At 65.2% G+C, this 16,338-nt stretch carries 13 protein-coding genes; 7 read left to right on the forward strand and 6 right to left on the reverse strand.

What is annotated here, in order from left to right; translation table 11 throughout:
- Positions 1-7 precede the first annotated feature (7 nt).
- Positions 8-1,234 carry a phospholipase D-like domain-containing protein gene (locus C4K27_RS16295; RefSeq protein ID WP_238437353.1) on the forward strand — a complete coding sequence of 409 codons (1,227 nt, stop codon included), beginning with the start codon at positions 8-10 and terminating at the stop codon, positions 1,232-1,234.
- A 49-nt stretch (positions 1,235-1,283) separates the two neighbouring features.
- Here the strand turns inward: C4K27_RS16295 and C4K27_RS16300 are convergent, their stop codons facing one another.
- On the reverse strand, positions 1,284-3,242 hold the full coding sequence (locus C4K27_RS16300) for a GMC family oxidoreductase (RefSeq protein WP_053261265.1): 1,959 nt from the start codon (positions 3,240-3,242) through the stop codon (positions 1,284-1,286).
- 10 nt (positions 3,243-3,252) lie between these two features.
- Complete coding sequence (locus C4K27_RS16305) at positions 3,253-5,760, reverse strand: hypothetical protein (RefSeq protein WP_053261266.1); 2,508 nt, start codon at positions 5,758-5,760, stop codon at positions 3,253-3,255.
- A 365-nt stretch (positions 5,761-6,125) separates the two neighbouring features.
- On the opposite strand from C4K27_RS16305, the gene C4K27_RS16310 reads away from it, so the two are divergent.
- The 3 genes from C4K27_RS16310 to C4K27_RS16320 all read left to right on the forward strand — a co-directional run bounded on the left by C4K27_RS16310 (position 6,126) and on the right by C4K27_RS16320 (position 8,961).
- Positions 6,126-6,839: an SGNH/GDSL hydrolase family protein gene (locus tag C4K27_RS16310; protein ID WP_053261267.1), complete on the forward strand. Its 714-nt coding sequence runs from the start codon at positions 6,126-6,128 to the stop codon at positions 6,837-6,839.
- A gap of 180 nt (positions 6,840-7,019) precedes the next feature.
- Positions 7,020-8,249, forward strand: coding sequence for an MFS transporter (locus C4K27_RS16315; RefSeq protein ID WP_053261268.1), 1,230 nt, complete (start codon positions 7,020-7,022; stop codon positions 8,247-8,249).
- Positions 8,250-8,547: 298 nt separating this feature from the next.
- Positions 8,548-8,961, forward strand: a complete 414-nt coding sequence (locus tag C4K27_RS16320) for a CBS domain-containing protein (RefSeq protein WP_053261269.1) — start codon at positions 8,548-8,550, stop codon at positions 8,959-8,961.
- A gap of 114 nt (positions 8,962-9,075) precedes the next feature.
- Here the strand turns inward: C4K27_RS16320 and C4K27_RS16325 are convergent, their stop codons facing one another.
- On the reverse strand, positions 9,076-10,383 hold the full coding sequence (locus C4K27_RS16325) for an MFS transporter (protein ID WP_081002289.1): 1,308 nt from the start codon (positions 10,381-10,383) through the stop codon (positions 9,076-9,078).
- 45 nt (positions 10,384-10,428) lie between these two features.
- On the reverse strand, positions 10,429-11,202 hold the full coding sequence (locus C4K27_RS16330; protein WP_053261270.1) for an SDR family NAD(P)-dependent oxidoreductase: 774 nt from the start codon (positions 11,200-11,202) through the stop codon (positions 10,429-10,431).
- 149 nt (positions 11,203-11,351) lie between these two features.
- Between C4K27_RS16330 and C4K27_RS16335 the strand changes: the two genes are divergently transcribed.
- Both C4K27_RS16335 and C4K27_RS16340 read left to right on the forward strand, forming a co-directional pair.
- On the forward strand, positions 11,352-12,245 hold the full coding sequence (locus tag C4K27_RS16335) for a LysR family transcriptional regulator (protein WP_053261271.1): 894 nt from the start codon (positions 11,352-11,354) through the stop codon (positions 12,243-12,245).
- A 108-nt stretch (positions 12,246-12,353) separates the two neighbouring features.
- Positions 12,354-13,307: an AraC family transcriptional regulator gene (locus C4K27_RS16340; protein WP_053261272.1), complete on the forward strand. Its 954-nt coding sequence runs from the start codon at positions 12,354-12,356 to the stop codon at positions 13,305-13,307.
- Here the strand turns inward: C4K27_RS16340 and C4K27_RS16345 are convergent.
- A complete protein-coding gene (locus C4K27_RS16345) occupies positions 13,304-14,053 on the reverse strand; it encodes an SDR family NAD(P)-dependent oxidoreductase (RefSeq protein WP_053261273.1) in 750 nt (249 codons plus the stop codon). The two genes, C4K27_RS16340 and C4K27_RS16345, sit on opposite strands and share 4 nt — an antisense overlap.
- Positions 14,054-14,485: 432 nt before the next feature.
- Here C4K27_RS16345 and C4K27_RS16350 point away from each other — a divergent pair, with 432 nt between their 5' ends.
- Positions 14,486-15,295 (forward strand): isocitrate lyase/PEP mutase family protein, encoded by an 810-nt coding sequence (locus C4K27_RS16350; protein ID WP_053261274.1) that lies wholly within the window; start codon positions 14,486-14,488, stop codon positions 15,293-15,295.
- A 148-nt stretch (positions 15,296-15,443) separates the two neighbouring features.
- Here C4K27_RS16350 and C4K27_RS16355 read toward each other — a convergent pair whose 3' ends face one another.
- Positions 15,444-16,310, reverse strand: a complete 867-nt coding sequence (locus C4K27_RS16355) for a phytanoyl-CoA dioxygenase family protein (RefSeq protein ID WP_053261275.1) — start codon at positions 16,308-16,310, stop codon at positions 15,444-15,446.
- Between the last annotated feature and the right edge of the window lie 28 nt (positions 16,311-16,338).

The following is a 16,338-nucleotide window of genomic DNA, read 5'->3' on the forward strand; positions in this document are numbered from 1 at the left end:
CGTATGCATGAAATTTCCACGAGCGCTGCTCAGCGTTCGGATCGCAGGCCTGGCTGGCTTGCTGATCAGTCCGCTGGCCCAGGCGGACTTTGCCGTTGCGGGGTTCGAGTTGGTGCATACGGTGCCGGTGGACACCGCGCTTGGCACGGCGGATCTGCGGCAACCCGGCCCCGTGTGGATCGAGCTGTTCGATGGCGCGAAAAGCCGGATCGACATCGGCCAGTTTTATGCGGCGGACCATCCCGGGTCGGTGCTGGGCACGGTGATCGAACACCTTGAGGCGGCCGGCAAACGCGGCGTGAAGATTCGCTTCCTGCTGGAAGAAAAGGGCCTGAAGCTGTCAGATCCCGCCACCCTGGAGCGATTGCGGGCGATTCCCAACCTGACCTTCCGGGTACTGCCCTACGCCCAGGTGAGCGGCGGGATCATCCATGCCAAGTACATGGTGGTGGATGGCAAACAGGCGTTCGTCGGCAGCCAGAACTTCGACTGGCGCTCGCTGGAGCATATCCACGAAACCGGGTTGCGCATCAGCGATGAAAGCACCGTGGCCCAGGTGCAGGCGATCTTCGAACAGGATTGGCAGGCCCAGGCGGCCGTGGCGGCAAACCAGCCGGTGCCCCTGCCCGCCCCCGGCCAGCCGCCGCTACGCAGCGGCAATTACCTGGTGGCCAGCCCGCAACGCTACAACCCGCCCGGCGTGGGCGACTCGCAACAGGAGTTGCCGCGCCTGCTGGCCGAAGCGAAGAACGAAGTACGGGTGCAACTGCTGGACTATGCGCCGCTGTCCTACGGGCCTGACCGGACCCGGCCCTATTACCCGCTGATCGACAATGCCGTGCGGGCAGCCGCGGCGCGGGGCGTGTCGATCAAGTTGATGGTGTCCAACTGGAACACCGACAAGCTGGAACTGCCCTACTTGAAAAGCCTGGCGGTGCTGCCCAATGTCCAGGTCAGGATCGTCACCCTGCCCCAGGCGTCCCAGGGGTTCATTCCCTATGCGCGGGTGATTCACAGCAAGACCATGGAGATCGATGGGCAGGTGGCCTGGGTCGGTACCAGCAACTGGCTTGGCGGTTATCTGGACAATTCGCGCAACCTGGAAGTGGTGATGCACGACAGCGCGATGGCCAGGCGCATCGGTGAGCTGCACGGGCAATTGTGGGATGGGCCTTATGCCAAGCCGCTGGAGGTGATGGCTGAGTATCCGGATCCGCATCCGGGCACGCCGTGAAGGCAAAAAAAGGCCGAGCCTTTCGACGGCTCGGCCTCCTGTCCAGCGTTCAGCGTTTTGACGCAACCATCGCCTCCACCGTGGTCGCTCTGTCCGCACTGGCCGTAGCCTGCCCTGCCCCGCGAACCGCCTGCGCCCGTACCGCGGCCGCATCCTGCAGGATCACCTGCGCCGCCTTCTCCGCCGCCACATAGATCGAAGTGACGATGAAGAACCCGGGAATTTTCGGGAAGATCGAGGCGTCCACCACCCGCAGGTTGCCCACGCCGCGTACGCGGAAGGCGCTGTCGAGCACGGCCATCGGGTCGTCGTCGGCGCCGATCGGGCAGGTGCAGGAGGCGTGGTGGCCCCAGGCCTGGTTCATGACGAAGGTCTTGAGCTGTTCGTCGGTCTGTACCGCGTCGCCGGGCAGTTCCTCGCTGGCGATCAGCCCGGCGTCTTTCAGCGGCTGGGCCAGGTTGCGCACGAACTTGATGCCCTCCACCACCGATTGCAGGTCTTCGCCCTGGGTGTCGCTGCCCTCCTCGAAGTAATGGAAGTTGATCAGCGGGGTGTCGGCCGGGTCTTTCGAGCGCAGGGTGACGTAGCCGGCGTTATTGTTGGTATGGGCCTTGAGTATGGCCCAGGTCAGGTAGTTCAGGTGCTCGACGATCAGCTTCGAGTAGCCGGGGAAATAACCGCGAAACAGCGCCAGCAGAGAGAAGCAGAACAGGTCCGGCAGCGGCCGTTGCTTCAGGGATTTCTTGATGATCGCCAGGACCGCGCCGTTGGTGCTGTAGACCCCGACCTTGCCCTTGGCCCACTCCTCGTACTGCGGATCGCCCTTGGCGTAGCGCGCGCCCTTGAGCACTTCCCAGTTCTCGAAGTTCATCCGGTTGACCACCCCGACCTCGTAGCGGTCCTGCAGGTTGCGCCCTACGCCCGGCAATTCGACCCGCACCGGGATGTCCTTGGCTTCCAGGGTTTCGCGCGGGCCGATGCCTGAGAGCATCAGCAGTTGCGGGGTGTTGAAGGCGCCGCCGGCGAGTATCACTTCACGGCTGGCGTGCACCTGGCGCAGTTCACCGGTGGCATTGCGCGGCAAGGTGCAGGCCCGGTACAGCCGCGCGCCCTTGATGTACTCCACGCCATAGGCGCGCTGCTGGTCATCGAGCAGCACCCGGGTCACCAGCGCGTCCAGCTCGATGTGCAGCTTGTCCGGGTGGCGCTGTTGCACATCCAGCAGGCGTTCACGGGTGCCGTGGCGATGGTGGTGCCGGGTGGTCAGCGGCGGATAGCGCAGGCCGATGGCTTCCTCGCGCACCAGCCGCCAGTCGTTGGGGTCGCCCACGCCCTGCAATTGCCAGCCGATGCGCTTGAGGGTTTCGCCCAGGGTCTTGAACGCCTGCTCGGCGGACTTGACGATCGAGCGCACCAGCGACAGGTCATCGATCACTGCTTCCGGCACGGCCTTTTCCACGTGCAGCCAGCCCTTGAAGCCGTGCCGCGACGGGTTGATGCCGAACCAGGAGAGAAACCGCTGGAACGGCCGGTGATGGCAGTTCTCCAGGTTCTGGAAGTGCTCGCGCATGGCACTGGCGTTCCACGACGGATCACCGGTGATCTGCGCGATATGGTCCCAGTCCTGGTTGTGCGGGTAGACAGTGATCATCGCGTTGTGCGCGGTGCAGCCGCCCAGGCAACTGGCCCGTGGGTACAGCACCCCGTCGACGTTCTCGCCCTGGAAGGTCCGGGTGAACTTGGGGTCCTGCGACTGGCGGGCATCGTTGCTGTAGTGGCGGACGAAGAAGTCCCAGCGCATCGCATCGTTCTCGGTGGAGCGCGGGTGGAACGCCGGCACCTGGTACTCCTCCGGCAGCCGCGGGGCGGTGGTGTCTGCCGCCGCCGGGTCGCTGCCCGACTCCAGCACCAGCACCTTGCGGCCCTGTTCGGCCAGGCGGGCGGCGACGGTGCCGCCCCCGGCCCCGGAGCCCACCACGATGTACTCGTAATCCGTTTCGTTGTTCATCGCTGGCCACCTAGAAAGTTTTCAGCAGGGCGATCAAGGCCCGTTTGTCTGCATCACTCAGGGGCGCTTCCTCCTTGAGGAAGCTGGTGCCGAAGTAATGCCCCTTGTCCACCACGAAGTCCGGGCACTTGCTCACCTGCAGCAGCGGCTTGACCAGGCCGGCGAAGACCTTGCGGGCTTCCTCGTCGGAGGCACCAGGCGGCAGTTGCTTGAGGTCGTGCTTGATCTTCAGCAGCAGATCCAGCACCTGGTCGCGTTTCTCCAGGTCGATGTTGGACAGCAGGCTCACCGGCGTACCTTGCGGGATCGGCCCGAGCTGGATGCCATCCTCGCCGAACAGCCACGGCAGCCAGTGGCTGAACAGGCCTTCGAGCTTTTGCAGGAAGGTCGGCAGATAGCCGCTGCTGACCCGCAGGTAGCTGGTCTCACTGGTGACGTCGACGGTACCCATATGGGTCTTGCCGGAGCGGGTCATGACCTGGAAGTCGCCGGTGCGGTGTTCCGGCCACAGCAGCATCTCGATCGAGCTGTCGAAGGACGCCATGCGGTCCTCCACCCCGCCCTTCCAGTGGAATTGACCCAGGCGGTTGTTCAGCAGCAGCGGCGCGGTGGACCACACGCTGACCAGCGAGGCCGGCCGCGTATAACCACGTCCGCCCGCCGGCATCGCGTATTCCCAGGGCTCGCCGGTGTACGGGTTCTGCACCAGCACCGAGCCTACCGCCGGCAATTGCTTGTACGACTCCGACGAGAAGTTGTCCCAGATATTGCCGCCCAGGGCGTTGGTCGCCAGCGGGCTGCAGGCGTTGGTTTCGGTCAGGGTGACTGGCACCCGCAGTTCGGTGGAGAGGAAGTTGTCGGTCAGGAACTTCTCATCCTTGACGATGGCGCGCATCTCCGTCTTGAACTCCGGCGTCTTGCTCCAGGTCCAGTAATTGTTCCAGCACTTGAGGTAACCGTCGTTCACGCAGCCATGGTCGGGAAAGAAGGTCCAGGCCTTTTCCGGCAGTTTGCTGGAGTGGCAACGGGCGCAGGTGTCGGCGAAGACTTCCTTGCCGCGCTCCAGTACCGCCGCCGGTTCGCTCAGGTGTGCCGTGCCACCGGGGGCGTTCTTCAGGTAGTCCGGGGTCGCCGAGGCCAGGAAGAACAACGCCAGGTCCGGGGTCTGCGCCTCGTTGGCGTTCCAGTAGGAGGAGTTCTTGCGCGCCACGTCGATGCGGAACGGGGTGATCGGCTTGCCGCCGATCAGCGGCCGGAAGTGGGTGGTCCACTCCTCGCTGTACAGGCCGATATTGATGAACACCCGGTTCAAGGCCCCGAGCGCGCCCACCGAGTCGGCGCCGTCCTTGAGCACCCGTGGGGTGAACACCGTGTCGGGCTTTTTGTAGAACTGCGCCAGCGGGCTGTCCGGCGGCACGCCGGGCACCTCGTTGAACTGGCGGTTGTTCAGCCCGCCGCCGGCGAGTTTTTCCTTGCCCAGGTTCGAGGCCAGCTCGATGCGCGCCTTGAGGTTGTAGACCGCGTTCATGGTGCGCGGGTTGTTGATGTAGTCGGTGGAGACGAACGAGGTGTCCAGCGCTCCCGGTTTCGAGGTGTGGAACAGCTGGTACGGGAAGCTGCTCGGGTCCTGGTTCCACATGAAGATCCGGTCGACCCAGAAGTACTGCGCGCCGGGGTTGGAGTTGAGGTTGGACCAGGCCGGATGTTCAGGGTCGGCCGGCGGGTTGGTCGGGTTCGGCCCGACATGGCAGAAGCCGCAGGACATGCCGACCCGGTAAGGTTTCACCAGCTTGTTGTCGTTGTAATAGGCCGGGTCTTCGTAATAGCGCTTGGCGTCCCACTTCTTCTGCGCGTGCTCGTCGAAGTCCGGGTTGGGGAACAGCCGCAGGCCGACGATCCCGGTGCCGTAGCCGTAGTAGGAGCCCACCGGCAGGTTCTTGCCCCGGGCGCCGATCTTCACCCCGGGGTACTTGGTTTCGTTCTCGAAAGGGTCGGCGGCGCAGGATGGGTCGCGCTTGTCCAGCCACAGGCCGTAGCGGTCGTCGCGCGGCCCCTCGCCCTTGACGTAGCAGGGTTCGTTGACCACCCCCAGCACTTGCCAGCGTTTATCGCGGTTGTATTTCAGGCTCGGGTGGTTGGAGACGGTCTTGAGCAGGTCCAGGTTGCCGACGCTGTCGCGCGAGAGCTTGTCCCACAGCGCATCGTTGCCGGCGGTCCAGACGATCCAGTTGTTGCGCCCGCGGGCGAAGGCCTGGAGCGCCTGCTGTTCGGTAATGCCGGGGATGAAGGGCGACAGTCGCTCGACCAGCAGTTGCGGTTGCCTGGACACGCCGTAGTCCATGTCGGCGAAATAGTCCTCGTCGGCGCCTCTGAGGCTGCCGGCATCGCGGCCGACGCATTTGGCTTCGTCGAGTCGCTCGCCGGGCTTGTCGCCGCAGGGGTTTTTCGTATCGCTGCTACAGGCCTGTAACAGCACCAAAGGAAGGAAAATGCTCAACATCAGCTTCACGGGTGTCATGCGCTGCTCCTTGCATGTGCTGCAGACCGGTCCCTCTGTCCTTGGGGACACCTGTGTCGCGACCGGTTCTTTTTCTGATGGCCGAACAACCGACTGCCTGCGCACCGGGCCGGTTAACCTCGGCACGCCAATCGCCTTACAACGCCCTACAGCCGCCATACTAGGCCATGGCAAGCGGCTCAATACTTCCATTTGGCGATGAAAAGCCAGGGGTAATTGCGATTGGCTATCGGGGATAACCGGGGGCCGTTATTCACCCTTCGGCGTCACCGGCGGTCAGGACTACACTCGCCTGTCATAGCCGTTCCGAGGCGGGCCACGGCTACCTGCCAACGCCACCTTTTTTTACTGCGAGCGTACTGCCCATGACCGACGTGTTCGCCAAGGTGGCCCTGGGGCCGCTGTTACTCGCCCAGGGCCTGTACACCCGCTGGGTCACCCCCAGGTTGCCGGAGGCCGAAGGCCCGCGCCAAGGCAGGCACGCCGACGCCTGCGGGCCGGCCCTGCGCCTGTTGATCCTCGGCGACTCCGCGGCGGCGGGCGTGGGCGCCCTTACCCAGGACGAGGCGATTGCCGGCCGGCTGGTGGCTGGCCTCGCCGGCGACTTCCAGCTGTCATGGCAGCTGCGGGCACAGTCCGGGCTGGACTCGCGACAGTTGTTCCAGCTGTTGGAGGACGGCCCGGCCGAGCCCTTCGATGTGGCCCTGGTGTCCATCGGCGTCAACGACGTCACCAGCCGCATCGCCGCGGCCGAATGGCAGGCGCGGATCTCGCGCCTGATCGCACTCTTGAGCGAGCGCTTCGAGGCCCGGCACATCGTCTTCCTGCCTGTGCCGCCCATGCACCTGTTCCCCGCCCTGCCCCAGCCGCTGCGCTGGTACCTGGGCCTCAGGGCCCGGCGTTTCAACAGCCTGCTGGTCGAACTGCTGGCCGGCCAGGATCGCTGCGCATTGCTGGCGACCCGCTTCCAGCCGGCCGCCAGCCTGATGGCCGGGGACAGCTTCCACCCTTCCCCGGCGCTCTACCAGATCCTCGCGGATGAAGCGGCGCGGGTCATTCGCCAGCGTTACAGCCGCTAAGCCACTCCCCTCTCCCACACACCCGCCACCGCCCTGGACGCCGGCCAACAAACTCCGGGGTTTCGCGCATGGTGCCCGGCGGCGTGCCCGATATCATTTGCTGGCCGGTTCGCAGCAGCCTGCCGGCGCCGAACCGACGCCCTGACGTTCACCTCGATACCCAACGGACCCCATACCTTTATGCCCGCATCCACGCTTGCCGGTGGACGGCGTTCGAGCAGCTTTTTGTTTTGCCTGGCGCTGTCCTTGACGGTGCCCCTGATGAACAGCAGTGCTCCCACGCCGCTCTACCCCTTCTACAAAGAGCAGTTCGACCTGAGCGCGCTGGACCTGACGCTGATTTTCGGCGCCTATGGCATCGGTGTGCTGATCGCCCTGGTGGCCATGGCGCGGATCGCCAGCAGTGTCAGCGACCTGCGCCGCCTGTTCGCTCCCGCCAGCCTGCTGGTGCTTGTGGGGGCCGCGACCTTTGCCCACGGCACCGCCCTGGGCCCGTTGTGCGCGGCGCGGTTGCTGGCCGGCCTCGGGTCGGGGGTGATGACCGCGGCGGTGAATGTGGCGCTGGTGCGTTTCAACCCGGGGCACAACGACAAGTTGCCGGCCCTGGTGGCGACCCTGGCGATGGTTTCAGGCCTGGCCCTGGGGCCGCTGGTCAGCGGCGCGGCGTTGCAGCTGGACCTGCGCCCCCTGGCAGCGCCTTTCTGGCTGATCGCCGCGCTCGGCCTGGCTTCGGCGGTCGCGACCCTGATCCTCTGGCCATCCCGGGCGGCCAGCGATGCGGCGGCACCCGCGGTGGCAAACACCCACCCGGCCAGCCTCAGGCAAGCCTTGCGCGGCATCGGCCTGCCCTTTCACTTGTGCGCCTGGAGTGTGTTCTTCAGCTGGTCCTTCGCCGCCTGCGTGTTCGTGATCGGCCCGCAGGTGGCGCAGCAGGTGTTCGGCCTGGAGGACCGCGGAATCTTTGGTTATGTGGTCTCGGCCTATCTGCTGATCGCCGGCATCAGCCAGCTCTGTTGCCAGCGCATGGACGCGCGCCAGGTGCTGCTCAGCGGTTGGCTGTGCCAATGCCTGGCATTGCTGCTCCTGCTCCTGGCCTGCTACAGCCAGGCCCTGTACCTCGCCCTGCCGGGGCTGGCGATCGGTGGCTATGCCTATGGCGCGCTGTTCGTCGGCAATGCCCGCCTGGTCAACCAGTTGGCGCCCCGGCACAGCCACGGCAAATTGATTGCGTATTTCTACGCCACCGTCTACCTGTTCAACGCCACGCCGGTGCCCATGGGTTTGCTGGTGGACGCCTGCGGCATCGTCACCGCCAGCCACCTCGCGCTCGGGCTGTTCCTGGTCATTGGCCTGGCCTTGTTCGCCTTGGCTCGCCGTACGCGTTTTGTCGCAGGCGCCGAGCACGCGTGATCGGGGCTGGTGAGCGGCGTTCAGAAACCTTTGCCGAAGACGGACAGAACGCACCCTCGAAGGCCCTGTCCCTAGCGGCTAACCACTCGTCGTACGCCGCCGAACAAATTTCAACTTTTGAAAAATACCGGCACTCCCAATTAGTGTCGGCAGAAAGCATCGGACGCCAACAAGAAAGGCGGCCAGCCCGGCGGCGCCCGTGGAGGTCGTAGCTGATCGTTGAGCCTTACCTGCGAGGGCCTGGGCCCTTGCCTTTCATGCCGGGCCACAGCGGCCCGGCCTTTCGAGGAGAAGCATGATGAAGATCTCTGAAGTCATGACCCGTAACGTACAGACCGCACGCCCCGAACAGACGCTGCGGGAAGTCGCCAACATGATGGCCAGCATCGACAGCGGCGCCATCCTGGTGAACAACGAGGACCGGCTGGTCGGCATGATCACCGACCGCGATATCGTCATTCGTGCCGTGGCCAAAGGCCAAAGCTGCGATATGCCGATCAGCAGCGTCATGAGCAATGACATTCGCTATTGCTTCGACGACCAGGAGGTCGACGAGGTGGCCCGCAACATGGCCGATATCCAGCTGCGGCGCCTGCCGGTGGTCAATCGCCAGAAACGCCTGGTGGGCGTGGTGTCCCTGGGCAATATCGTCAAGGCCCACGATAGCCAGGCCAACAGCACGGTGCTGCAGGGCGTGGCCCAGGCCCATTGATAGCCTGGCCCCAGACGGCTGTGGCCGAGCGGCCACGGCCGGTATCTACCCGGTGGGCCGGCGCAATGGCGAGGCAGCCGTCGGCCCCGGGTTCTGTCTTCGCCCGGCGTGACCTCAACGTCGGACCTTCACCACGGCCATCAGCAGCGCCGAAGACAGCACGCCGAGGGTCATGAACACATAGGCCGCCCCGGGATTGCCGGTGAGGCCGATCAGATAGCCGACGATCCACGAACCGACAAAGGCCCCCAGCGCGCCGCAAGCGTTGATCAGGCCGATCGCCCCGCCGAACACATTGGCCGGGAGCACTTCCGGGATCAGCGCGAAAAACGGTCCGTAAGGCGCGTAGAGCGCGGCGCCAGCGACGGTCAGCAAGGCGAACGACAGCCAGAAGTGGGATGGCCCCAGCAAGTACGAACAGAAGAACGCCAGCGCTCCCAACCCCAGCAGCGGCCAGACAAACGACTTGCGCCGCCCGGAGCGGTCCGAGGCCCAGGACACCGCGAGCATGGCGGCGACGGCGGCGACATAAGGCACCGCGCTCAGCCAGCCGACCGTGACGATGTCCGTGGCGGCCGCCTGCTTGATGATGGTCGGCAGCCACATGATGAAACCGTAGACGCCGATGCTCCATAAGGCATGCACCGCACAGAGCTGGATCACCACCGGGCTGGTGAAGGCCTGGCGATAGTTGCGCACGGCCTTCAGGCCTTTCTGCTCTTCGGCGAGGATGGCGGCCAAGCGGTCTTTTTCCTGCCGGCTCAGCCAGTCGACCTGCTCGGGCTTGTCCCGCGCCAGGCGCCACCAGACAAACGCCCACAGCACCGCCGGCGCGCCTTCGATGACGAACATCTCGCGCCAGCCCCAGGCATGAATCAGGTAGCCCGAGACCACCGACATCCACAGCACCGTGATCGGGTTGCCCAGCACCAGGAAGGTATTGGCCCGCGAACGCTCCTGGCGGGTGAACCAGTTGCTGATGAAGATCAGCATCGCCGGCATCACCGCGGCTTCGACTATGCCCAGCGACACCCGGATCACCATCAGCATCGGGATATTGGTCACCAGGCCGGTGGCCATCGCACACAGGCCCCACAGGATCAGGCTGCAGAACACCAGCTTGCGCACGCTGTAGCGCTGCGCGTAGATGGCGCCGGGCACCTGGAAGAAGAAGTAGCCGAGGAAGAACAAGGCGCCGATCAGTGACGAGGTGCTCTTGCTGATGCCCAGGTCCTGCTCGATGCCCGCCGCGCTGGCGAAGCCATAGTTGGCCCGGTCCAGATAGGCCAGGCTGTAGGTGATGAAGATCAGCGGAATCAGGTACAGCCAGCGCCTGGGCGCGAAGCCCGTGGCGGTGGTTGGCGCATGCCCGGCCTGGTCGCGGGTGTGCGGCGGCAGTGCCGGTTCGTTGAGATGGCTCATGGGTGTCCCCTGTTTGTTGTTGTTTTTCAGGTATGGGTGCGGGGCTCAAACGACGCTGGTCAATCCTCCGTCGACAAAGATCGTCTGGCCATTGATGAAGTCCGAGGCCGCCGAGGCCAGGAACACCGCCGTGCCGCATAGCTCCTCGACCCGGCCCCAACGCCCGGCCGGCGTGCGTTTGCACAACCATTGGGAAAACCCCTGGTCGTCGATCAGCGCCCGGTTCATTTCGGTCGCGAAATAGCCCGGGGCCAGGCCGTTGGCCTGGATGCCATGGCGCGCCCATTCGGCGCACATGCCTTGGGTGAGCATCTTCACCGCGCCCTTGGACGCCGCGTACGGGGCGATGCTCGGCCGGGCCAGCGCGCTCTGCACCGAGCAGATGTTGATGATCTTGCCGCGGCGCCGGCCGATCATGTGCCGCGCCACGGCCTGGGACACATGGAACACCCCGTCCAGGTTGACCCGCATCAGCGCGTGCCAGTCCTCGGCGGCGAACTCCTCCAGCGGTGCGCGCCGCTGGATGCCGGCGTTGTTCACCAGGATGTCGATGGCCCCGACCTGCGCCTCGAAGGTGTCTATGGCCTCGAACAGCCCGGCGCGATCGGTGACGTCGAACACCGCGATCTCCGCGCCGATGCCCTCGTCGCGCAACTGCCGGGCAACGGCCTGGGCCTTGTCCCTATTACGATCGTTGATCACCACCTTGGCACCGGCGGCGCCCAGGCCCCGGGCCAGTTCCAGGCCAATGCCCTTGCCTGAACCTGTGATCAGGGCCCTTCTCCCATCCAGCTGGAAACAACCGGGATTGAATGACATGCTTTTCTCCACAAGACGGCCGCGTTTTTTTAAATGGGCCTTGCGGGCACTTCAACGCAGCTGGCGGGTGCTGTCCAATCGTCATTGGTGATCTGGTAATCAACCCTCGTGATCACCGCCTCGAATCGTTTTCAGCCTGGAGTCGCCCGATGGAAATCAAACACCTGCGCTCGTTCGTGACCCTGGCAGAAGAGCTGCATTTCGGCCGCGCGGCGCAACGGCTGGCCATCGTCCAGCCGGCCTTGAGCATGCAGATCAAACTGCTGGAAGAGGAATTGGGCGTGCGCCTGTTCGAACGCAACCGCCACGCCGTGGCACTGACCGAGGTCGGGGCGATCTTCCTGCCCGAGGCCCGCGCGACCTTGCATCAGGCGGCTCACGCGATGGATGTGGCCAGGGCTTCGGGCCGTGGGGAAATTGGCCGCGTGCGCCTGGGGTTCGTTTCCTCGGTACTGCCGGAATTCCTGCCGACACTGATCCGCGCCCTGCATCAGCGCTTCCCGCGGATCGAGCTGGAACTCAAGGACATGCCGGGGCCGGATCAGGCCGCGGCGCTGAAAAACGGCCAGCTGGACTTCGGCCTGATGCGCCTGCCGGCGATCATTCCCGGCATCCAGACCCGGGAGGTGTTGCAGGAACGTTTCATGGTCGCACTCCCCAGCGACCATCCGCTGGCCTCGTGCGCCACCCTGCAACCGGCGGCGCTGGCGCAACTGCCGGTGTTGATCCTGGCTAGGCGTTACGCCCCGGGCTTTCACGATCAACTGATGCAAGTGCTGAACAGTCATGGCCGGCAACTGGAAGTCGCCGCGGAACTGGGCGAGTTCACCACCATGCTCGCCCTGGTGTCCGCCGGGCTCGGCATTGGCTTGCTGCCCGCCCACGCCGGGCGCGCAGTACCCGCCAACGTCGTGGTCCGCCCCCTGGAACTGGGGGATTACCGGGCGACCACCGGCCTGGCCTGGGTGGAACTGGACAATGCCCTGAAAAGCACCGTGTTCGGGGTGATCGGCGACGTGTTCTTTCAGGGCCGCGGGCAATGACTTTCGGCGACAACCCTGGACCGAGGATTTCCTCCTGGCAGCCCCGCTCCAGGATTATCTGCATGCTAAAGTCGGTTCAATTTTGCCAATCGTCCAAAAAGGTGCCCCATGGATCCGCTTTCCGGTGTCCTTTCGCTGCTGAGAATCCGTAACTACCATTCGGCGGCCTTGAAGCTGGGCGGCGACTGGGCCTTCGACTTTCCCAGCCGGGCCGGCATCAAGTTCACGGCCGTGGTCAAGGGCAGCTGCTGGGTCAAGGTCAGTGGTGAACCCACGCCGCAGCACCTCCAGCAAGGCGACTGCTTCCTGATGACCCGGGGCCTGCCCTTTACCTTGTCCAGCGATCTGTCCGTGCCGGCCATGGATTCCGCAGGCTTCTTTCAAACCCCGGCCCCGGACGAACTCACCCTCGATTACGGCGGCGACGATGTGCAACTGGTGGGCGGGCGTTTCGACTTCAGCGGTATTCCTACCCGGTTCCTGCTCAGTACCCTGCCCTCGCTGGTGCATGTGCAGGGCCACTCGCCGCAGGCGTCGATCCTGCGCTGGGCGCTGGAACGCTTTACCGCCGAGCTGCAACAGCAGCGGCCCGGCCGCTCGCTGATGAACGAGCACCTGGCGCACATCATGCTGGTCGAGGTGCTGCGGGCCCACCTCGCGGCCCTGGAACGCAACGGCCTGGACCGCGATGACATGGGCTGGTTTTTCGGCCTGGCGGACCGCAACCTCAGCGCCGCCCTGAGCGCCCTGCACGCCGCTCCGGCGCGACGCTGGACAGTCGAGGAACTGGCGCGGCTGGCGGCCATGTCGCGCTCGGCCTTTGCCCTGCGCTTCAAGCAGATCGTCGGCGCCGCGCCGATGGAATACCTGACCCACTGGCGCATGCTGCTGGCCGGCGATCGCCTGAGAAACTCCAGCGACTCGGTGGCGACCATCGCGTTTTCCCTGGGCTATGAATCGGAGAGCGCCTTCAGCACCGCGTTCAAGCGGGTCATGTCGCACTCGCCACGCCAGTACCAGCGCGAGCAGTCGGCCGCCGCGGAGGCTGATCTCAAGGATTAGTGCAGACCGCCGCCGATCACCAGGATCTCGCCGGTGATCCACCCGGCGTCACTGGACGCGAGGAAGGCCACCGCGGGTGCGATGTCCTCGGGCTTGCCGATCCGCCCCAGGGGGGTGATGGCTTCGATCTTCTGCCGGAAGGCATCCTCGAAGAAGCCGCTGGCATGCACGCCTTCGGTGACCACCAGCCCCGGGTTGACCGAGTTGACCCGGATGTTCTTCGGCCCCAGTTCATTGGCCAGGGTCCTGGTGATGGCGTCCACCGCGCCTTTGGAGGCGGTGTAGACCGTCGAATGGGCCGGGGTGAACGAGGTGACGCTGGAGCTGATGTTGACGATGCTGCCGCCATCCGGGTTGAACACGCCGACCGCTTCGCGGGTGCACTGAATCAGGCCCAGGACGTTGAGGTTGAACTGGCGGTGGAACTCCTGCTCATCGATCTCGGCCAGGGGCGCGGTGGAATAGACACCGGCGTTGTTCACCAGGATATCGAGATGGCCGTGCTCATGGACGATGGCCTTGAACAGCGCCTTCACTTCCAGGGCATTGGCGACATCCGCCTGGATGGCATAGGCGCGACCGCCCGCCTGCAGGACCTCTTCGACCACCCGCTCGGCCTCTTCGCGACCGCGGCTGTAGTTGACGATCACCGTGGCGCCGTCCCTGGCCAGCTGCTTGGCGATGGCGGCGCCGATGCCTTTGGACGAACCGGTGACCAGGGCGATTTTCTTGTGCAGTCTTTTCATTCTCGTGTGCTTCTCTTCCAGGTTCAGAAACGCTGACCAGGCCTTGAACAACTGGCCTTTGGTCGACGAACCCAGCTTATGAGCGACGCCACGAACGGGTAATAGCCGGTCCTCCAAAATAGCTTCGCCATCGTCCAGGGGGAGCGGGAGGACCTGCGCGGCCGGAAATGGTCGCAGGCCAGGTCCATGCCCTCCGGGCGGGCGCGGCTCGACTCATGCATAAACCCACAGATCCCACTGCGCTCCCTGTGCTCATGAACAACATTAAAACCATGCTCTCCAGCCTGGCCTAAGCTATAGCGCTGCCGAGGGGGCGGGTTGCCTTTCCAGGCAGCAATGACCGGGCAGAGTGCTTCAGCACAGTGAACGGGCCGATAACCGTGATGCCGTTGGCCCTCATCCATAAGCAGGACTTTCAAAGGAACTGGATTCATGACGACACTGGATAACGCTTTCCACAACCTTCACCAGCAAGGCCTGCTGGTCTTGGCCAACGTCACCGATGCCGGCGGCGCGCGTCTCGTCGAACGCCTGGGCAGCAAGGCCGTGGCGACCAGCAGCGCGGCGGTGGCCTGGTCCCATGGCTACCAGGATGGCAACAAGCTGCCCCTGGAGTTGCTCCGCAGCACGGTGCACTCGATGGCCCGCGTGCTCAGCGTGCCGCTGACCGTGGACATCGAGGGTGGCTACTCCGATCACCTCGGGCGCGTCGCCGAGACGATCGACGCGGTCATCGCCGCCGGCGCGGTCGGGATCAACATCGAAGACGGCCTGGGCTCCCCCGAGCTGCTGGTGCGCAAGGTCGAAGTCGCCCGCAAGGTGGCGGACCAGCGCGGGGTCAACCTGTTCATCAACGTGCGCAGCGACGTCTACCTGAAAAACCTGTTCCCCGCCGAACAGCGGCTCGAAGAACTGCTCAAGCGCGCCGCGCTGTATACCGATGCCGGGGCCAATGGCCTGTTTGCCGCCGGCGTGGTGGACGCCGAGGAAATCGCCGCGGTGTGCCGGGACAGCCGACTGCCGGTCAACCTCCTGTCCCGGGATGGCTTGCCCGCCCCCGACGAGTTGGAGCGGCTCGGGGTAAGACGCCTCAGCGCCGGCTCGAGCATCGCCGAGTTCCTGTATGGCGCCATGGCCACGCTGGCCCGCAGTTTCCTCGACAGCGGCCAGCTCGACACCCATGCCTTGAAGGCCCATACCTATGGCGAGTTGAATGCCTTGATGGCGGACAAAACCGCGTGATGGCGCCCTCGCCGCCCCGTTCGAGGCCCGCTTTGGGCTGAACGCCGGGACGCTCCGCGGATCGCCACGCAGCGTCCCCCGCCTGGCCGCCCGGGTCAGGCGATATGGCCTTGCGTATTCGAGCCATGGCCTGGTTCTTGGTCACGGCTCAGCGAGCATCCGGATCGTCCAGCATGCGCTTGGGGTGCATGCCATTGACCATGCCCATGAACGGCGCGTGGATCGAGTAACCGAGCATGCGCTGGATGTGTTCGCTGCATTGCCGGGCGACGTGGCGCGGGGTCGACAGGATGAAGTTCTCCTGCTGGCGCGCCCAGGGTTCGCAGTACTGCGCCGTCAGCGCCAGGCGTGGCGCGCCGCTGCGATTGGCGCCGCCGCCGTGCCAGAGGGTGCCGAGGAAAAACACCACCGAGCCCTTGGGCATGACCACCGGCAGCACGGCGGCCTGTTCGGCGGCGGTGGGCAGGCGCCCGTCCCACAGATGGCTGCCGGGAATCACCACGGTGGCGCCGTTGTCGCCGGTGAAGTCGTCCAGGGCCATGATCGTCGCCGCGCCATAGGCCGGCCGCGGGCGGGCCATGGGATAGAAGGCATCGTCGTAATGCAGGTGCTGGGCGCACTCGCCCGGCAGGATATTGATCGCCTGCAGCTGCGACAGCAGGTAATTGGGCGCCAGGAGTCGGTCCAGCAGGCCCAGGATCAGCGGGTGCTCCACCAGCCCATCGCAGACCCGCGTTTTCGCAATCACCGCATACAACCGCTGGGTGCGTGCGCCCTCGAACGAGTTGCGCCCGGTCTGGCAGAAACGTCCCAGCAGATCCTCGCGCATGCGACTAACCTGCTGCTCATCGAACAGCCGTTCGAGCACCACGAAGCCGTCGCGTTGCAGGCGGGCCATCAGCTCGTCGAGTTGCGCGGCGGGCACGGCGGGCTGGGTACCGGCGGTGGACAGGTAGGTCCGGGCGCATCCGTTGCTCATGTAGTCGTGCCGCTCGGGCAAGGTTGTGGTTGTCATCGACTGGCTCCTTGGGAGTGGGTCGTAT

It is taken from the genome of Pseudomonas chlororaphis subsp. chlororaphis (genome assembly GCF_003945765.1).
Taxonomy (GTDB): Bacteria; Pseudomonadota; Gammaproteobacteria; order Pseudomonadales; family Pseudomonadaceae; genus Aquipseudomonas; species Aquipseudomonas chlororaphis.